This is a genomic window from Spirosoma pomorum (assembly GCF_054776615.1).
The window spans coordinates 416,695-433,179 of record NZ_BAAHBP010000001.1 but is presented as its reverse complement, the minus strand read 5'-3'; the positions used below and the strand labels follow the sequence as shown (position 1 = coordinate 433,179).

14 protein-coding genes are annotated in these 16,485 nt (G+C 49.2%); 6 read left to right on the top strand and 8 right to left on the bottom strand.

The window, feature by feature from the left end; all coding sequences use genetic code 11:
* Nucleotides 1–24 precede the first annotated feature (24 nt).
* Complete coding sequence (locus ACYVAD_RS01750) at nucleotides 25–1,005, top strand: UDP-glucuronic acid decarboxylase family protein (protein ID WP_461137743.1); 981 nt, start codon at nucleotides 25–27, stop codon at nucleotides 1,003–1,005.
* Nucleotides 1,006–1,122: 117 nt separating this feature from the next.
* On the opposite strand, the gene ACYVAD_RS01745 is transcribed toward ACYVAD_RS01750, so the two are convergent.
* From ACYVAD_RS01745 to ACYVAD_RS01735, 3 genes are all read right to left on the bottom strand, one after another.
* Complete coding sequence (locus tag ACYVAD_RS01745) at nucleotides 1,123–2,529, bottom strand: right-handed parallel beta-helix repeat-containing protein (protein WP_461137742.1); 1,407 nt, start codon at nucleotides 2,527–2,529, stop codon at nucleotides 1,123–1,125.
* 61 nt (nucleotides 2,530–2,590) lie between these two features.
* Complete coding sequence (gene nspC, locus ACYVAD_RS01740) at nucleotides 2,591–3,739, bottom strand: carboxynorspermidine decarboxylase (RefSeq protein WP_461137741.1); 1,149 nt, start codon at nucleotides 3,737–3,739, stop codon at nucleotides 2,591–2,593.
* Between the two features lie 118 nt (nucleotides 3,740–3,857).
* Complete coding sequence (locus tag ACYVAD_RS01735) at nucleotides 3,858–5,066, bottom strand: saccharopine dehydrogenase family protein (protein WP_461137740.1); 1,209 nt, start codon at nucleotides 5,064–5,066, stop codon at nucleotides 3,858–3,860.
* Nucleotides 5,067–5,319: 253 nt separating this feature from the next.
* On the opposite strand from ACYVAD_RS01735, the gene ACYVAD_RS01730 reads away from it, so the two are divergent.
* Nucleotides 5,320–5,751, top strand: coding sequence for a WapI family immunity protein (locus ACYVAD_RS01730; RefSeq protein WP_461137739.1), 432 nt, complete (start codon nucleotides 5,320–5,322; stop codon nucleotides 5,749–5,751).
* Between the two features lie 438 nt (nucleotides 5,752–6,189).
* A complete protein-coding gene (locus ACYVAD_RS01725; RefSeq protein WP_461138508.1) occupies nucleotides 6,190–6,819 on the top strand; it encodes a TetR/AcrR family transcriptional regulator in 630 nt (209 codons plus the stop codon).
* A 63-nt stretch (nucleotides 6,820–6,882) separates the two neighbouring features.
* On the opposite strand, the gene ACYVAD_RS01720 is transcribed toward ACYVAD_RS01725, so the two are convergent.
* The gene (locus ACYVAD_RS01720) at nucleotides 6,883–8,178 is read right to left on the bottom strand and encodes an aminopeptidase P N-terminal domain-containing protein (RefSeq protein ID WP_461137738.1); all 1,296 of its coding nucleotides are present in this window, start codon (nucleotides 8,176–8,178) and stop codon (nucleotides 6,883–6,885) included.
* Between the two features lie 135 nt (nucleotides 8,179–8,313).
* On the opposite strand from ACYVAD_RS01720, the gene ACYVAD_RS01715 reads away from it, so the two are divergent.
* On the top strand, nucleotides 8,314–9,867 hold the full coding sequence (locus ACYVAD_RS01715; protein WP_461137737.1) for a S8 family serine peptidase: 1,554 nt from the start codon (nucleotides 8,314–8,316) through the stop codon (nucleotides 9,865–9,867).
* A 7-nt stretch (nucleotides 9,868–9,874) separates the two neighbouring features.
* Here the strand turns inward: ACYVAD_RS01715 and rfaD are convergent, their stop codons facing one another.
* Nucleotides 9,875–10,840 carry an ADP-glyceromanno-heptose 6-epimerase gene (rfaD, locus tag ACYVAD_RS01710; protein WP_461137736.1) on the bottom strand — a complete coding sequence of 322 codons (966 nt, stop codon included), beginning with the start codon at nucleotides 10,838–10,840 and terminating at the stop codon, nucleotides 9,875–9,877.
* A 266-nt stretch (nucleotides 10,841–11,106) separates the two neighbouring features.
* Here rfaD and ACYVAD_RS01705 point away from each other — a divergent pair, with 266 nt between their 5' ends.
* The gene (locus ACYVAD_RS01705) at nucleotides 11,107–11,538 is read left to right on the top strand and encodes a 6-pyruvoyl trahydropterin synthase family protein (RefSeq protein WP_461137735.1); all 432 of its coding nucleotides are present in this window, start codon (nucleotides 11,107–11,109) and stop codon (nucleotides 11,536–11,538) included.
* Nucleotides 11,539–11,568: 30 nt separating this feature from the next.
* Nucleotides 11,569–12,684 (top strand): lipid-A-disaccharide synthase, encoded by a 1,116-nt coding sequence (gene lpxB / locus ACYVAD_RS01700; RefSeq protein ID WP_461137734.1) that lies wholly within the window; start codon nucleotides 11,569–11,571, stop codon nucleotides 12,682–12,684.
* A gap of 7 nt (nucleotides 12,685–12,691) precedes the next feature.
* Here the strand turns inward: lpxB and ACYVAD_RS01695 are convergent, their stop codons facing one another.
* The 3 genes from ACYVAD_RS01695 to hisB form a co-directional block, all read right to left on the bottom strand.
* Nucleotides 12,692–14,338, bottom strand: a complete 1,647-nt coding sequence (locus tag ACYVAD_RS01695) for an alpha-L-rhamnosidase-related protein (protein WP_461137733.1) — start codon at nucleotides 14,336–14,338, stop codon at nucleotides 12,692–12,694.
* Between the two features lie 53 nt (nucleotides 14,339–14,391).
* On the bottom strand, nucleotides 14,392–14,976 hold the full coding sequence (locus ACYVAD_RS01690) for a 1-acyl-sn-glycerol-3-phosphate acyltransferase (RefSeq protein ID WP_461137732.1): 585 nt from the start codon (nucleotides 14,974–14,976) through the stop codon (nucleotides 14,392–14,394).
* Between the two features lie 326 nt (nucleotides 14,977–15,302).
* Entirely contained in the window at nucleotides 15,303–16,451 is a 1,149-nt protein-coding gene (gene hisB / locus ACYVAD_RS01685) for a bifunctional histidinol-phosphatase/imidazoleglycerol-phosphate dehydratase HisB (protein ID WP_461137731.1), read from the bottom strand.
* Nucleotides 16,452–16,485: the final 34 nt, after the last annotated feature.

Below are 16,485 nucleotides of genomic sequence, written 5' to 3'. Positions count from 1 at the left end.
TACCAGCCGAAAACCATACACTGAATGAAGCGTATTTTAATCACGGGCGGAGCCGGCTTTCTGGGATCCCACCTCTGCGACCGATTTATCAAAGAAGGCTACCATGTTATTGCGATGGACAACCTAATCACGGGAGATATTCGCAATATTGAGCACCTGTTCCACCTGCCCACCTTCGAATTTTACCACCATGATGTGTCCAAGTTCATCCACGTACCGGGCGAACTGGATTACATTCTGCACTTTGCTTCACCAGCTAGTCCAATCGACTATCTGAAAATCCCGATTCAGACGCTGAAAGTAGGCTCGCTGGGCATTCATAACTGTCTGGGTCTTGCGCGGGTGAAAGGCGCCCGTGTTCTGATTGCATCTACGTCAGAAGTATACGGTGACCCGACGGTTCACCCACAGCCAGAAGAATACTGGGGAAATGTTAACCCCGTTGGTCCTCGGGGGGTATACGACGAAGCTAAACGCTTCCAGGAAGCCATTACGATGGCGTATCATACCTATCACGGACTGGAAACCCGAATCGTTCGTATCTTCAATACGTATGGTCCACGGATGCGCCTGAACGACGGCCGGGTACTGCCAGCATTTATTGGACAAGCACTGCGTGGCGAAGATTTAACCGTGTTCGGCGATGGCAGCCAGACCCGCTCATTCTGCTATGTCGACGACCTGGTTGAAGGAATTTATCGCCTGTTATTAAGCGACTATCCGTATCCGGTTAACATTGGAAATCCATCCGAAATTACGATTAAGGAATTTGGCGAGGAGATTATCAAACTGACGGGAACGTCGCAGAAGCTGGTCCTCAAAGACCTTCCTAAGGACGATCCAAAGCAACGGCAGCCTGATATTACGAAAGCAAAAGCTATCTTGAACTGGGAACCCCAAGTATCGCGGGCGGAAGGCCTACGGATTACGTACGAGTACTTTAAGAGCTTACCTGAAGAAGAATTATACCGGGCAGCCTATCACCGGGAGTTCGTTAAGAAATAAAGGAAAGTATGTACTTTCCTTTATTTCTTAGTAAATTTACTAGCTAACTATTTGATAGAGTTAGCATTTAGCTGTCTGATAAAAACCTGCAGCCCATTTTGGGTGCAGGTTTTTTGTTTATTGTTTGATCTGAACGGGGGCCGCCGACCGGGTGGCTGTTACGTTTTGTTGCGCTTGACCTCCCCATATGCCATTACTCTGCCGGTGAACTACGTTGGGCGTTACGTTCTGCTTGATAATATTGTTCGAGTTAACATCGCCCCAGCAGTCGTCGTTGATGCCTGTTTTGAAGCCGCGGATGGTATTATTTGCTATGTTATTGTCTCTTGCTGGATAGTCCGCTGATCGAAAGAAAAGAAAGATTCCACCTCGATCATTGTTCGGAGATTTATCTACCCCTTGATGAACAATGGTATTGCCTGTAACTTGGCTACGACTACAACCCTCCAGACTGATACCAGTGGGGCTAACCCCCGAAATCAGTGGGTTATTGATAATTCGGAACTGATTATTATCAAGGACACGAATCGGAATTCCATTTTTGCCTTCCGTAACAATACGAACTCCTTGCACCAATATATTTTGTGCAACGTTGGCTCCCACAGTGTTCAGGCCACCGGCATCTGGACCTTTTGTATTAATTCGACCACCTATAAATGAGATATTTTTACTGATACCTTCTGCACACAGACCAATTCCACTGCCGTAAGAAGGCCCTTGTGTAACAATGTTATTGATAAATTTTACATTCTCACAGGCGAAATAGATCGCGAGGGCGAAGTTCTTGCAGTCCCGGACCGTGTTTCCCGTGGCAGTAGAGTTGAATGAGTTTTCGAAATCGACTCCCACATCACCACATTCCGAGACAGTGTTAGTAGCTACGGAAATGTTGCGTCCCTTGTACCCCCAAATACCACCACCGTCGACCCGGCGGATGACATTGTTACGAATTGTCATGTTTTCGCAGAAGCCATTCGTTGCGTCACCCCACCATTGGATACCATGTTGAGCATTTTCAACCCGACAATTGGTGACTTGAATATTCTGGGAAATCACTAAATGAATACCCTGGAACTGATCGATCCCCTTGGCACCACAACCCGTAACGACCAGGTTGCGCAAAATAACCCCTTTTGACTGAACAACGTGGATACCTTGCTCGGCTACTTCCCGAATACGAAGGCCATCAATCGTTAGATTGTTGGCCTTGCTGGCCAAAACGCCCATGCCGCGTGTACGCGCTTTTCGGTTACCGTCAACTATGCCTGTGCCACGTAACGTAACACCCGCTTGGAGTTGAAGCACGGGGAGCGCTGTTGTTGTGGGCAAACCCCGCAGAATCGTTTTAGGTCCAATAGTCAACTTGGTTTGTTTAGGTACATTCAGTGTGCTCACATTGAATGTACCCGTTGGCAAAGTAATCGTCTTCCCTGCATTTTTATTAAGAAGCTGTTGCAGTGTTTTGGTGTTATCAACGGCGCTCCCGGGAGGAGAAATTAATAAGAGAATGAAGGCTAGTATCATAAAGCGTTTTTGTATTGTGCTACATGAGATCGACCTGACAGCTCTTGATTCACCGGCCAGATTAACTCAATCGATCTTTGAAGCTTTCATAACCATACGACCGGACCAGGCGGAATGTTTCATCTTCCTGCCAGATTCCAATGCTGGGCAGGTTGACACCATTGAAGGTTGTGGTCTTGACCATCGTGTAGTGGATCATGTCATCAAAGACGATAACATCACCTGGTTGAAGTAGGTTATCGAAGGAATAATCGCCCATAAAGTCACCCGCCAGACAGGTCATACCGCCCAGCCTGTACGTGTGTTTACCCGCAACGGGTTCCTGATAAGCGCCTAGAATTCGGGGTTTGTAAGGCATCTCGAGCGTGTCAGGCATGTGAGCAGCAAAGGACGTATCCAGAATCGCGACCTGAATACCCTGACTATCCAATACGTCTAACACAGTTGAGACAAGCACGCCCGTCTGCCAGGCAATGGCGGAACCGGGTTCCAAGATTATGTCGACGTTGTATTTCTCCCGGAAGGCTTTTAGTAGACCAACAAGGTGCTCGGTGTTGTAGCCCTCGCGGGTCATTAAGTGCCCTCCGCCAAAGTTGACCCATTTAACCTGATGAAGCAGATCGCCAAAGCGAGATTCGAGCGCGTTGAGCGTGCGCTCTAACGTAAAGGAATCGTTTTCGCAAAGGGTATGGAAATGAATCCCCTCTAGCCCTTCTGGCAGTTGATCCGGTAGCTGACTTCGCGTAGCACCCAGCCGTGAACCGGGTACGCAGGGGTTATACATATCTGTCGCAACTTCTGAATACTGAGGGTTAACCCGAATTCCGCAGGAAACAGGCTTCCCGGCTACCCTATCTTTAAATCGCTCCCACTGACTCCACGAATTAAACGTCAGATGGCTACTGCGTTCGACTACTTCATCAAACTCATCATCACGATAGGCCGGAATGTATGCGTGAGCTTTGACATTCATGTACTCATTGACGAGCTTGATTTCGTTCAGAGAGCTAGCCGTTGCTCCGCTCAGGTACTCACGCACCAGTGGGAAAGCACTATACATGGAAAATCCTTTGAGCGCCAAAATAATGGTAACTCCGGCTGCTTTCTGGACGGAATTGATCAGTTCGAGGTTTCGTCGGAGTTTGGCCTCTTCCAGGACGTAACATGGAGAGGGGATTGTATGCGTATGCTGTAATAAAGTCGTTTTCATGGAGCAAAAGTACGGTCTCTGTAAGTTCAACCTGATTTGACTGAGGCTAGTTTAAGTGGGTTAAACAAAAATCCCGTCAGAGGAGGTGACGGGATTTTTGTTTTAGGAGTAGTAAAGCTTAGTATTCGTGCGGTAGCGGAATATTAACCCGTTCCTGAACCGGAAGTCCCTGCTTGTTCATCTGCTCGATGAACGGATCGGGATCCAACTCCTCGCAGTTCCAAACGCCAGGTTTCATCCAGACACCGGTCAGCATCAGCATGGCGCCAATCATTGCCGGAACGCCAGTGGTGTAGCTCACCGCCTGTCCTTTGACTTCTTTGTAGGTTTCTGCATGGTCGCAGTTGTTCCAAATGTAATACGTGCGATCCTGCCCGTCTTTTACACCTTTGATCTGACACCCGATGCTGGTCTGGCCCGTGTAGTTCTCGCCGAGGGTCTCGGGAGCGGGTAATACGGCTTTCAGAAACTCCAGGGGAACAATATCCATACCCTGGAACTTGACTGCGTCGATGCGCGTCATTCCCACGTTTTGAAGTACTTCCAGGTGCGTCAGATAGGCCTGACCAAACGTCATCCAGAAACGGGCGCGTTTCAGAGTCGGGAAGTTTTTAACCAGCGATTCCAGTTCTTCGTGATACAGTACGTATGACTCACGCGGGCCGATTTCCGGGTAATCAATCGGCTTGTGAATGCTCATTGCTGGAATCTCAACCCATTCTCCGTTTTCCCAATAACGACCAGGCTGAGTAATTTCCCGAATATTAATTTCAGGGTTAAAGTTGGTGGCGAAGGCTTTCCCGTGATTCCCGGCGTTGCAGTCGATAATATCCAGGTAATCCATCCGGTCAAACTGGTGCTTGTTTGCGTAGGCCGTGAATACCTGCGTAGCACCAGGGTCGAATCCACAACCCAGCAAAGCCATTAGTCCAGCCTGCTCGAAGCGCTCTTTGTAAGCCCATTGCCAGCTGTATTCGAACTTCGCGACGTCTTTAGGTTCGTAGTTGGCGGTGTCCATATAGTGGACGCCAGCTTCCAGACAGGCATCCATGATCGGAAGATCCTGATAGGGGAGCGCTACGTTGATAACCAGTACTGGATTAAAGGAACGAATCAGGGCCACTAACTCGGGTACAACGTCAGCATCGACCTGGGCCGTCTGAATCGTTACGCCGTGCATTTCCTGAACTTCGCTGGCAATCCGGTCGCATTTGCTTTTCGTACGACTCGCCAGCATAATATCCGTAAAGATCGTGCTGTTCATCGCGCACTTGTGCACGACAACGCTACCGACCCCACCTGCTCCGATAATGAGCACTTTTGCCATTGATCTGCTTATTAGAGTTCGAAATTCTATTCTGGGCACAAAGATAGGGAAAGTCAGACAGTCACTCTTCTCCTGATTAGGTCGTGGCAGCACAAGTTCTTTTTATCTTAACATAACCCCCAAAATGGCCTACGTTCATCAAGCAAACCAATTGAGATACAGTACCAAAAACTTAGGAGGGACTTGTTAAAAAAAGATCAAACAAATAGTTAGTAGACTAGTTTTATAGAAAACTGACGCCTAGTACAGACCCATGAAACTCAGCTCCTCTACCGGTACTTTTGAATTGGCTATCCTAGGATACGGCCAGAAAGCGTCAAACTGGCGCGATCGTAACAGATTGCAATGCCAGGTATCAACGAAATGGTCGAAGCAAGCCGACAGCCAGGCGACGCCTTTACAAACGTGGGAAGTTGGTCGGTTGCTACGAGGGTTACGTTCGCTTTGGGAAAAAGCCGCTGACCATCTGGTGATGACTTTTGCCGAATCGGGCCTGAGCTTGGAGGCTGTGGCGATGCCCAACAACAAATACCGATTACAAATCCAGTTGAACAACGCGTTAACGCCCAACTGGCATGCCTACCCGGATTTTCCTTTGCAAATGGATATGCTGCTCAGCCGTACACAATTGCAAACTGCCATTAACGACTTAGCGCGTCAAGCAGCTGTCTACCCAGAGCGGTAGAGGGATAATTGAGTATATATATTCTAAAACAAGTCCTGAGTATACAAGTGCTCAGGACTTGTCTTTTATATTCGAGTGTAGTAACTTACAGATAGAAGATGTAAAGGCGTGCACATAGAATCGGTCATGCCTCTGATTTGCCGGAATTTAGTGAAAGAGGACATATTAACGTCTACTTTTGGCCTCCGGGCTATTTGTAATTACTCTGAAAAAACTAGTTAACGCCGTTCATCAGCTAGTTAATCAATTCATCAAATTTCCTGAATTTTGGTGACGTTACCGCTTGGTAACATCGATTGTATTATTCATATTTGTGTCATAAGCTACGGATTTTGTAGAGTTGTGCGAAGTCTGTAGTCGTAGTGTAGTGCAATATCACCTAATTACTATATAAAACCGGTCACGAGTATGAAAGTTGTCAAACGCAGGAATCGCCAGATGACTATGGAACGCATTCTGCGGGCCATGGGCGAAGTCATGGCTGAGCGCGGTACAGAAAAAGCTGGTATTAATGCCGTTGCCGAACGGGCAGGCGTTAATAAAGTATTGATCTACCGTTATTTCGGTGGTTGGAATGGATTACTGGAAGCTTATGTGCAGCGAGGTTTCTTTCTGTCAATGTTTAACGAATCATTCCTGGATTCAGTACCTGCTAACTTACCTGCAGAGGGACGTAGTAAGATCTGGTCGGATTACACGATCCAATTTATGCGTGAGTTCCGGAGTCGGAAGCCATCGCAGGAGCTAATCCGGTGGGAGATGTCGAATGGGCAAACAGAACTAGCACGCCGGCTTGCTGAATTCCGGGATCAGTCCTACAAAAACCTGACGGATAAACTGGCTCCCTTTTCTGAATTTGATCCGATCGCGATTACTAGCCTAATGATTTCGGCAGTTACGCATATGGTTCTGACTAGTACGCAGCGGGGGCAGATTGCAGATATTGATCTGACAAACGATTCTGGCTGGGAGCGTATCGAGACGGCAATTCGGCGAATTTACGCTGGGCTAAGCATTGCTCTGGAGCGCGAAGGAGCTAAAGAGGGGGCTAAATTGCAAAATGCCTAAATAGGTTATATGTTGATCAAAAAGAGGGCTGTCTTCTTGTTAGGAGACAGCCCTCTTTTTTGATTATGAATTCATCAACTCTTCAATGTGGTCAGCTTCCAGTGGGATATTGTCCATTAGATCGTCGCAGCCTGATTCGGTAATGACGACATTGTTCTCCAGGCGAATTCCCAGCTTTTCCGCCGGAATGTAAATGCCCGGTTCAACCGTGAATACCATGCCTGGTTCCATTCGGCGGTATTTGTTGCCTACGTCATGTACATCAAGCCCCAGGAAGTGAGACGTTCCGTGCATGAAGTATTTCTTATAGAGAGGGGCATCCGGATCTTGCTTTGCTACGTCGTTTTTGTCAAGCAGACCCAGCCCGATCAACTCCGATTCCATGATTTTGCCAACTTCCCGATGGTACTCATCCCAGAGATTCCCCGGGCGTAACATTTGCTTTGACTCATTCAGCACTCGGAGAACGGCATCGTAAACCGCTCGCTGCCGTTCGGTGAACCGTCCATTGACCGGAACCGAACGGGTCATATCGGCATTGTAGTTGGCATACTCGGCGCCAATGTCGAGCAGAATCACGTCACCATCCTGACATTGCGCGCTGTTGTCGATGTAGTGCAGAATGCAAGCATTGGCACCTGATGCGATGATAGGTGTGTATGCAGCACCGCGCGAACGATTCATGAGATATTCGTGCATCATCTCGGCCTCAATCTCATATTCCCAGACACCTGGCTTAATAAACGTCAGCAGCCGCCGGAACATTTTGTCCGTAATATCGATGGCTGTTTGCAGGAGCGCAATTTCCTGCGGGGCTTTGATCGCCCGTAACTGGTGCATTAGTGGAGCCAAACGCTGCAAATGATGCAGTGGGTATCGCTGCCGGAATTCATTAATGTAACGGCTGTCCTGCGTTTGAACAACTATGTTGGCGCGGGTGTGCTCGTTGGTATTGAGGTATACATTCTCCGCTTCGAAAATCATCTGAATGAAAACCTGCTCGAACTGATGCGTCCAGTAAATCTGCTTTTGTGAGATACCTGTCGTTTTCTCGGCTTCTTCCTTCGTTAATTTATGCCCCTCCCAGATGGCAATTAGCTCGCTGGTTTCGCGCAGAAAAAGGACTTCTCGAAATTTAGGGTCGGGATGGTCTGGGAACAACACCAGACGGGTTTCTTCTTGGTCAACGCCGGTTAGATAAAATAGATCGTTGTTCTGCCGAAAAACCATAGTGCCATCGGCGTTCGTTGGCATAATGTCATTAGCGTTCACAATCACCAGCGACTTTGGCTTCAGTAAAGCGGTTAGCCGCTGCCGGTTCTGAACGAAAAGCTGATTATCAATAGGTAAGTAGCGCATAGTATGCCGGCCAGAGCCGTCTTTCTAATTAGTTTTGCAAAGTAAAACCAAAAGCGTAAGAGTTTTCAGCCGTTTTCGCGTTTACATAGCTAGACTATTCCCAGCGCATCAAATCGAAATTGCGCGTTAATACCCATGTCAATTCGTTTGTTTCTCCTTTTTTCCATACTGTCGCTGCATTGCTCCGCTCAGTCGTTTTCTTCATTAATCAACACGGGCGACGCCAAATACTGGATTCTGCTTGCCGACAAAGAACAAACGGATCAACCTGCTTTGTCAGTCCAATCGGTGGCCCGAAGAGTAGCGCAGCAACTACCGCTCGATGATTCGGATCTGCCCGTATCCAGTCAATACATACAGCAACTGCAACGAACAGGTATACAGATTGCCGCTCGATCGCGCTGGTTAAATGCCGTGTCGGCACGGTTGACTCCCGAGCAGGCAAAGAAGGTGCGTGCGCTTCCGTTTGTGATGGGTATTGAGCCGATTGACCCGGCTATCGTTGTTACGTCGTTGGGAACGCCGACCCGGGCTCAACTGGCACCAGTTATGCGGCAGATTCAGGCCGTTGATTTTATGAAAGCTGGTCTGAACGGGCGTTTTGTGACAATTGGCGTGATCGATGCCGGCTTCTTCGGTGCTGACTCGGTAAATGCGCTCAAACACGTATTCGAGCGGCAGGGGGTTAAAGAAATTCGGGATTACGTTCGCCGGAATACCGCGCCCAAAAACCTGCTCCGCACACTGGAATCCATGGCTGATACGCACGGGACGGAAGTTATGGCGGCCATTGCCGGGAATGATCCGGTCGATACGATGCAGTATGGGTTGGCTACCGACGCTACGTTTTACCTGGCGCGAACTGATCAGGGTAACCGTGAGTACCGGGGCGAAGAAGATAACTGGGTGGCGGCTATGGAATGGATGGATAGCCTGGGGGTTCGGCTGATCAATACGTCATTGGGGTACGCCAAAGGGATGAGTAATCCCAAGGAAAACTACATGCCCAGCCAGATGGATGGCAAAACGAGTCTGATTAGTCGGGCGGCTCAACTGGCAGCCGATAAGAAAGGAATTCTGATCATCGTTTCGGCCGGTAACGAGGGAGATGACCGGCAATGGCGGGTGGTCAGCACTCCGGCTGATGCGCAGGGGGTTCTGGCGATTGGTGCTACTAACGCCCGGCTCTGGAACCGAATTGGCTACAGCAGCATTGGCCCCGAAAATTTGCCTTATATCAAACCAAATGTATCGTGCTTCTCGCTCTATGGAACGTCGCTGGCCGCGCCCATCATCACCGGATTTGCCGCTTGCATCATGCAGGCAAACCCAAAGCTGACTAACAAAGAGGTGATGGAGATCATCGAGAAGTCCTCGCATTTGTATCCATACGGAAATAATTACGTAGGGTACGGTGTACCCCAGGCGTCGCGCGCCCTTGCCTTATTACGTAAAGAGCCATTGGCCGTGACGAGTCGTTCGGTAAAAGTGCAGGGTAGATCGGTCGAATTGCCCGTATCAACTACGGAGCCCCTGGTTTCCGTTTTTCGTAAGAAAGACGCCACGCACGTACTGAGCCAGGATTCATTAAAGCCGAACAAAGGGAAATTAACGCTTCGGCGGGGCAAAGACGAAAAGCAGACTACGATAGACCTAAAAAACGAGGTGATCGAAGTGATCTGGGAGTAGCTGTCTGTTAGAAATACGCGTCCTTTTTGAGGTAGTTGACCACGTAATCGTGGATGCCTTCTTCCAGGGAGAAAAATGGTTTGTCGTAGCCAATTGACCGGAGCTTGGCTATGTTGGCCTGCGTAAAGTATTGGTACTTATCGCGAATATCAGCGGGGGTATCAATAAAGCCAATGTTGGGCTCCAGATCCAGCGCCCGGAACGTATTGGATGCCAGGTCGTGGAAAGTACGCGCTTTTCCACTGCCGAGGTTATAAATACCTGAATTACGCCGGTGGTGCATCAGGAAACTGCATACCGAAATTACGTCCTTGACGTAGATAAAATCCCGCATCTGCTCGCCGTCAGCGAAATCCGGATTATGCGATCGGAACAGGTTCATTTGCCCCGTCTTTAGAATCTGCTGATACGTGTGGAAAATAACCGACGCCATGCGGTCTTTGTGGTATTCATTAGGGCCGTAGACGTTGAAGAACTTCAGACCCGCCCAGAAGAAAGGTTGTCGTTCCTGCTCTAGTACCCAGATATCGAATTTATTCTTCGACTCACCGTACGGATTTAATGGCTGTAAATGAGGAATGACTGACTCGTTATCATCGTAACCGTGTTCGCCAAGTCCGTACGTAGCGGCCGAAGAAGCGTATACGAGAGGGATTTGATAATCGATGCAGCGATTCCAGATTTGCTTGGAATATTCCAGATTAAGGTGCTCCAGAATCGCCCAATTAAACTCGGTCGTGTCGGTGCGGGCACCGATGTGAAAAATGAACTCGACCTCCTGATAATTTTGATCTAGCCAGCCAAAAAAGGCTTCCCGGTCGACGTATTCCTGGATACGTTTGTCGACTAGATTGGCTTGTTTACGGGAATCAGAAAAATCATCAACGGCAACGATGAAATTGAAATTTTCTGCATTCAAATGATTGATCAAACAGCTTCCAATAAAGCCTGCAGCCCCCGTAACGATAATCATATTTTATTGGCCGTAAACGTTTTGGTTTCTATAAAGAGGTAAATATCAACTAGAATAAATCTAAATGGGCTGTAAAGATACAGCTTTAGACGGGTACAAATGAATAGCCTATTTTTTGAATAAATTGCATTTTTTCCAGGAAGCTTTATTGTTATACTAAGCGGCTGGACTTTTAGTCAACCGTTTTATATGGCTCATATAGTTCGTATCTTTGCACCCAATTTTTCACCGGCGTTTCTGGCAACCGCCTTATCTAAACCAGAGAAATGGTCTATATAAACAGAATCGAACATTTTAACGCGGCCCACCGGCTTTACAACCCAAACTGGTCGGAAGAGCGTAATAAAGAAGTTTTTGGTCCCTGCGCCAACATGAACTGGCACGGGCACAACTTCGAACTGATCGTTACCGTAAAGGGTGAACCCGATCCAGACACCGGATTTGTTATCGATCTCAAGGTGCTGGGGGATATTATCAAGCGCGAGGTAATTGAAAAAGTTGATCATAAAAACCTGAACCTGGATGTCGACTTCATGCAGGGGAAGATGGCGAGCTGTGAGATTTTTATTATGGAAATCTGGAAAATTCTCGAACGCGCGCTGAGCGACGTAACCGAAGCCCACCGTACGAAGGCCCGGCTGCACCAGCTTCGGTTGTACGAAACGCCAAAAAATTTCGTGGATTACTTTGGCGAATAAATAACCTTCGACGGCCCATCTCAACAACCAATGATTTACTACCTGATTGCCGGTGAACGTTCGGGCGATTTGCATGGAGCCAATCTGATCAAGGCGATTCGAGAACGCGACCCGGAGGCTCAGTGCCGGGCGTACGGCGGAGAACAAATGGAAGCCGCCGGGGCGACGGTAGTACGCCATTATCGGGAGATGGCATTCATGGGGTTTCTGGAGGTCGTCAAGAATTTGGGGACTATCCGACGTATTCTGCGCGAATGTCAGTCCGATCTGCTAACCCACCGGCCTGATGTCCTGATCCTGATTGATTATGCAGGTTTCAATCTGCGGATGGCTCGTTTTGCCAAAAAGCACGGCATCAGGGTATTTTATTATATTTCCCCCAAAGTCTGGGCCTGGAATCAGCGTCGGGCGTTGAACATCAAAGCCAGCGTCGACCGGCTCTTTACAATCCTGCCGTTCGAAACCGAGTTTTTTGCTAAATACGAGTACAAAGTCGATTACGTAGGCAATCCGTTGCTCGACGCTTTGGCGGCTTTCCAACCCGATTCGGACTTTCGCCAGAAAAACGGTTTGGACGAGCGGCCGATTATAGCCCTTCTGCCTGGTAGTCGCCATCAGGAGATTGTATCGGTTCTGCCGACGATGATGAGTAGCACCAACGGGTTTGATGCGTATCAATTTGCGGTGGGTACAGTGAGTAATCTGCCAGCGAATCTGTACGATACATTGATGGCTAACTACCCGCACGTACGGCGAGTGAACGATGCGGCTTATGATCTGCTCCATCTAGCGACGGCGGCCCTGGTTACGTCGGGAACGGCTACGCTCGAAACGGCACTGTTCAACGTACCGCAGGTGGTGTGCTACAAGACAACATTCGTTTCCTTCGCCATTGCCCGGCAGTTAATTGCTGTTCCGTTTATCTCGCTCGTTAATTTGATTGCCGGTCGCGAGGTGGTGAAAGAACTGATTCAGACGGAGCTTACGCCGACCAACGTAAACGCCGAATTGACAGCGATTCTGCCTGCTGGAGAAAAACGGACCGCCCTGTTAACTGGTTACGCCGACGTACAGCAGAAAATGGGAGAGCCCGGCGCATCTGAACGAGCTGGCCGGGCTATAGTACAGGCGTTACAACAGGGATAACGTATTACTAACGCTGGAAAATGTCAGGATACTTCCGGATAAAGTAAACCGGCGTACAGCTCCAGGCATGGCAATAGCTGTTGACTGGATAAAAGTTGTAGGGCGATAGCTTCTCGTTAGTAGGGTCATAAACTTCCCAGAACGTATCGGCTCCCTTTTTTACCATCCCGCCCCAGTACGTCAATAGCGTATTTTTTGCTTCCTGATTCATGCCGCAGTGGATCATGGCCGCAACCAGATAATGGTACAGATAAGGGCCACCGGGATAAACAGCTTCTTTTACGGAGGGTAGCTTGTTAAGTGCTTTTTGGCCTTCTTCTTTCGTCAATACGTTACTTAGAATCAGCCATATCTGCGATGCATACGAGATCTGTTTCGCTGGGCCGCTTACGGCTAATCCCGTTTTTGGGTCATACAGCGTTTTTCGCACCGCGGCAGTCATCTTTTTGATTTGAGCTGGTATGCTGGCGACTTCTTTTTCCTTGCCAAGCTGCTTCGCTAAATCATACGTCTGCTGGAGACTGAATAGAATCAGCCCCTGAATGGTAGCTTGTTTATCGAGACCTTCCTTCCAGTCGACAAACAGCCACCAACGGTCTTTGGCCGCGGCTTCGGTATCGAATAAGCCGTTTGCGTCGACGTACCGGGTTGTGTTTTCCAGCTGTTTTTTCGCAATAGGCCACAACTCCAGCGCCGTTGTGCGATCATTCGTCGCGGCCAAGTACTCGTTCAGGGCAGCGTTGTATAACAGGGAATATTCAAACAGAAAAGGCGCTCCCTTCTGTGGATGCGGTTGTGGTGTTTCGAATACGTTGGAGGGAAGGTAGCCCTGTTCGTTGCTCAGCCCAGCCAGCAGATAGAAACAGCGTTTGGTTAGGTCAAAGTTTTTAAACGAGTACATATTGGCCAGTGATTCCAGGTATAAATCACCGATCCAAAGCCGGCGGTCGCGCTTGGGACCATCTTCGTAGACGGTCTGCATACACTCCTTCAATGTTGTATAACCCACCCGGTCAATATCGGCCAGCAGGGGAGGAGTGCTCTGAGCCAGAACCGGGGGTGTTGTGTTCGCTGACGTGGTTGCTTTGCAGGTAATGTCCGAGAGCTTTAGATCAAAATAGTTGGACGCGCCTAGAAGGTCTATTTTAACGTAACGGAAAGCCAGGCGTCGGGGAATGGTAATTGTCGCGGGGAGGTCCACTACCGTAAAGACTTCGTCCTGCAACCAGGCCCGGCTCAAGCCGCCCGGGTAGGGGTCAAAGGGGGTAGCCAGTTCGGCGGGTACTTCGCCAAAGGTGAGTTTTACCCGTGATGGCGCGTCGGGTGTACCACGCCGGGCCTCAAGCGTGAACGTAACGGTGCCGGTGAGGTGCTCCCCGAAATCAGCCACAACACCCGACTTCGTTTTCAGCGATGATTGGTATAGTGTATCGATTGGTTGGCTTTTTACGGCTTTCCAGCCCTGGAAGGAAGCCTGGTCCTGAACAAGCGATACCAAATAGAGGGGCTTCTTTATCGTTTCGGTAAGTTTCGGCTTAAGCTGCTCGGCTTTTTGCAGCCATCCGGCGCGCTGCTGCTGGAAAACATCCTGTGCGTACAAGGTCTGGCTGAACAGCAGGCATACCAGACTCAGCAGACGTAGTGATACGTTCATAACAAAAAGGTTTAGGAAGTAGAGTTAAGCCAACTGGTGCGCCAAGCAGGAGGCTAGGAACGTGCCACCGGTTTCTCGATGACGCCTGTGCGCTCCCACTGAATAAGCCAGTCTTTCTTTTTCCCGTGAACTTGGGAAAAGAATTCGTAGAAAGGAAGCATATCCCGTTCATAATCGCCCGTGACGTAGAGCGGCTCGCTTAGCAGAACGAGTTTTCGGGGCCAGTCGAAGCCAACCAGAATGAGGGGAACATTGGCTTTTAGAGCGATGTAATAGAAGCCCGTTTTCAACCGGGATACGTCACTGCGGGTGCCCTCAGGGGCAATACAAATATGGAGTTGCTGGTTCTGATTGAATGCGTCGACCGTAGCGTCAACCAGATTGTGCGATTTATCGCGGTAAACAGGTTTGCCGCCTAAAAGCCGGAAGAGCCAGCCAGCATACCAAGTGAAAAGGGAGCTTTTGGCGAGATACTGGATCCAAACGTGGATGGTAGGACGGATACCCAGACCAATAAGAAAATCCCAATTAGTGGTGTGGGGCGCAACGACCCAGATACCTTTGGGGACGTTTGGAACGGAGCCAGCGATCCGCCAGCCCCAGGCTTTAAACAACCAGCGGGTCAGAGCGCCAAGCATGGTACCGAAGAAAAAATGAGTGGTTAGAAAACAGAAGATCGAGAAATCGGCGGCTGGCTTCTAACCACCGGCCCCTTAGTAATTACGGTCCTTACGAACAAGCCATTTGCCGGTGATATAGGCAGCCGTCAGCAGAACAACGTAAAAGAGGATTGTTAACGGAGTTGATAAATCCATGTCAGTAGTCTCAATTGAATTTGCTACAAAAATACACTGTAAAAACGGTTTGCCCACGATCTTGTGCATTGTTTGCACAATTTCTTAGCGCAAGAATGATCAATTATGGACGCCGGTTAACTGGCTCCACAACGCGCTTCAAGTCTCTTTTACAAAACTCCCTTGGTACTGGGAAGGTTATCCAGCTCATTCAGATCACGTCGAACGGCCATTTTGATCGCCTTGGCAAAAGCCTTGAAAATCGCTTCGATCTTATGGTGCTCATTGTCACCTTCGACTTTGATATTAAGGTTACACTGCGCTGTATCGGAGAATGACTTGAAGAAATGAAAGAACATTTCCGTGGGCATATCGCCAATCTTTTCCCGCCGAAAATCGGCTTCCCAGACCAGCCAGGGGCGCCCCGAAAAATCGATAGCTACCTGAGCTAAGGCTTCGTCCATAGGGAGTAAGAAACCGTAGCGACTGATACCCCGCTTATCGCCGAGGGCACGTCGGTAGGCTTCTCCCAAGGCTAAGGCCGTATCTTCGATGGTGTGGTGCTCGTCGATGTGCAAATCACCGTTGACATGAATTGATAGGTCGGCGCCTGAATGTTTAGCTACCTGATCGAGCATGTGATCAAAGAACCCCAGGCCCGTATGCATATCAGCGCGGCCGGTACCATCGAGGTTCAGCTCTACCCGAATCTGCGTTTCTTTGGTGTTACGTTCGACCGTGGCGGTGCGGGCGGGTAACCGAAGGAAGGTGTAGATCTGATCCCAGTCGTCGGTGGTGAACGCAATCGCGTTTTTCATCTCGTCGCTCATACCACTCACGTCGGCCATTTGCACGGCTGATAAGCCACCCGGTGGCAGAAACAGGATGGCTTTAGCGCCAAGGTTGACGGCTAGCTGCACGTCGGTGAGCCGGTCGCCAATAACGTAACTGTTCGCCAGGTCGTACATGTCGGAAAAGTATTGCGTCAGCATGCCGACACCAGGCTTGCGGGTTGTCGAGTTTTCGTGCGGAAAATGACGATCAATGTGAACGGCCGCAAAATCGATCTGCTCTCCGGCAAAGGTGGCCATCATTTTATTGTGAGCCGGCCAGAACGTATCTTCCGGAAACGAGGCTGTACCCAGTCCATCCTGGTTCGTGACCATGACCAGTTCGAAATCTGTTTCCTGCGCGATCCGGCGCATTGCCGATATAGCCTTGGGTATGTAATCGAGTTTGGCGAGGGAGTCGACTTGCTGATCGGGCTGCGGTTCAAGAATCAACGTACCGTCGCGATCAACGAATAAAACTTTTTGCATAATTGCGTTTCGAGAAGCCACAAAGATACATTTC

Bases quoted from the DNA above. Each gene is read 5' to 3' on its own strand.
- hisB (WP_461137731.1), bottom strand. From the start codon at position 16,451: ATGCAAAAAGTTTTATTCGTTGATCGCGACGGTACGTTGATTCTTGAA.
- ACYVAD_RS01705 (WP_461137735.1), top strand. From the start codon at position 11,107: ATGGTCTATATAAACAGAATCGAACATTTTAACGCGGCCCACCGGCTT.
- ACYVAD_RS01745 (WP_461137742.1), bottom strand. From the start codon at position 2,529: ATGATACTAGCCTTCATTCTCTTATTAATTTCTCCTCCCGGGAGCGCC.
- lpxB (WP_461137734.1), top strand. From the start codon at position 11,569: ATGATTTACTACCTGATTGCCGGTGAACGTTCGGGCGATTTGCATGGA.
- ACYVAD_RS01725 (WP_461138508.1), top strand. From the start codon at position 6,190: ATGACTATGGAACGCATTCTGCGGGCCATGGGCGAAGTCATGGCTGAG.
- ACYVAD_RS01690 (WP_461137732.1), bottom strand. From the start codon at position 14,976: ATGCTTGGCGCTCTGACCCGCTGGTTGTTTAAAGCCTGGGGCTGGCGG.
- ACYVAD_RS01695 (WP_461137733.1), bottom strand. From the start codon at position 14,338: ATGAACGTATCACTACGTCTGCTGAGTCTGGTATGCCTGCTGTTCAGC.
- ACYVAD_RS01750 (WP_461137743.1), top strand. From the start codon at position 25: ATGAAGCGTATTTTAATCACGGGCGGAGCCGGCTTTCTGGGATCCCAC.
- nspC (WP_461137741.1), bottom strand. From the start codon at position 3,739: ATGAAAACGACTTTATTACAGCATACGCATACAATCCCCTCTCCATGT.
- ACYVAD_RS01735 (WP_461137740.1), bottom strand. From the start codon at position 5,066: ATGGCAAAAGTGCTCATTATCGGAGCAGGTGGGGTCGGTAGCGTTGTC.
- ACYVAD_RS01720 (WP_461137738.1), bottom strand. From the start codon at position 8,178: ATGCGCTACTTACCTATTGATAATCAGCTTTTCGTTCAGAACCGGCAG.
- rfaD (WP_461137736.1), bottom strand. From the start codon at position 10,840: ATGATTATCGTTACGGGGGCTGCAGGCTTTATTGGAAGCTGTTTGATC.
- ACYVAD_RS01730 (WP_461137739.1), top strand. From the start codon at position 5,320: ATGAAACTCAGCTCCTCTACCGGTACTTTTGAATTGGCTATCCTAGGA.
- ACYVAD_RS01715 (WP_461137737.1), top strand. From the start codon at position 8,314: ATGTCAATTCGTTTGTTTCTCCTTTTTTCCATACTGTCGCTGCATTGC.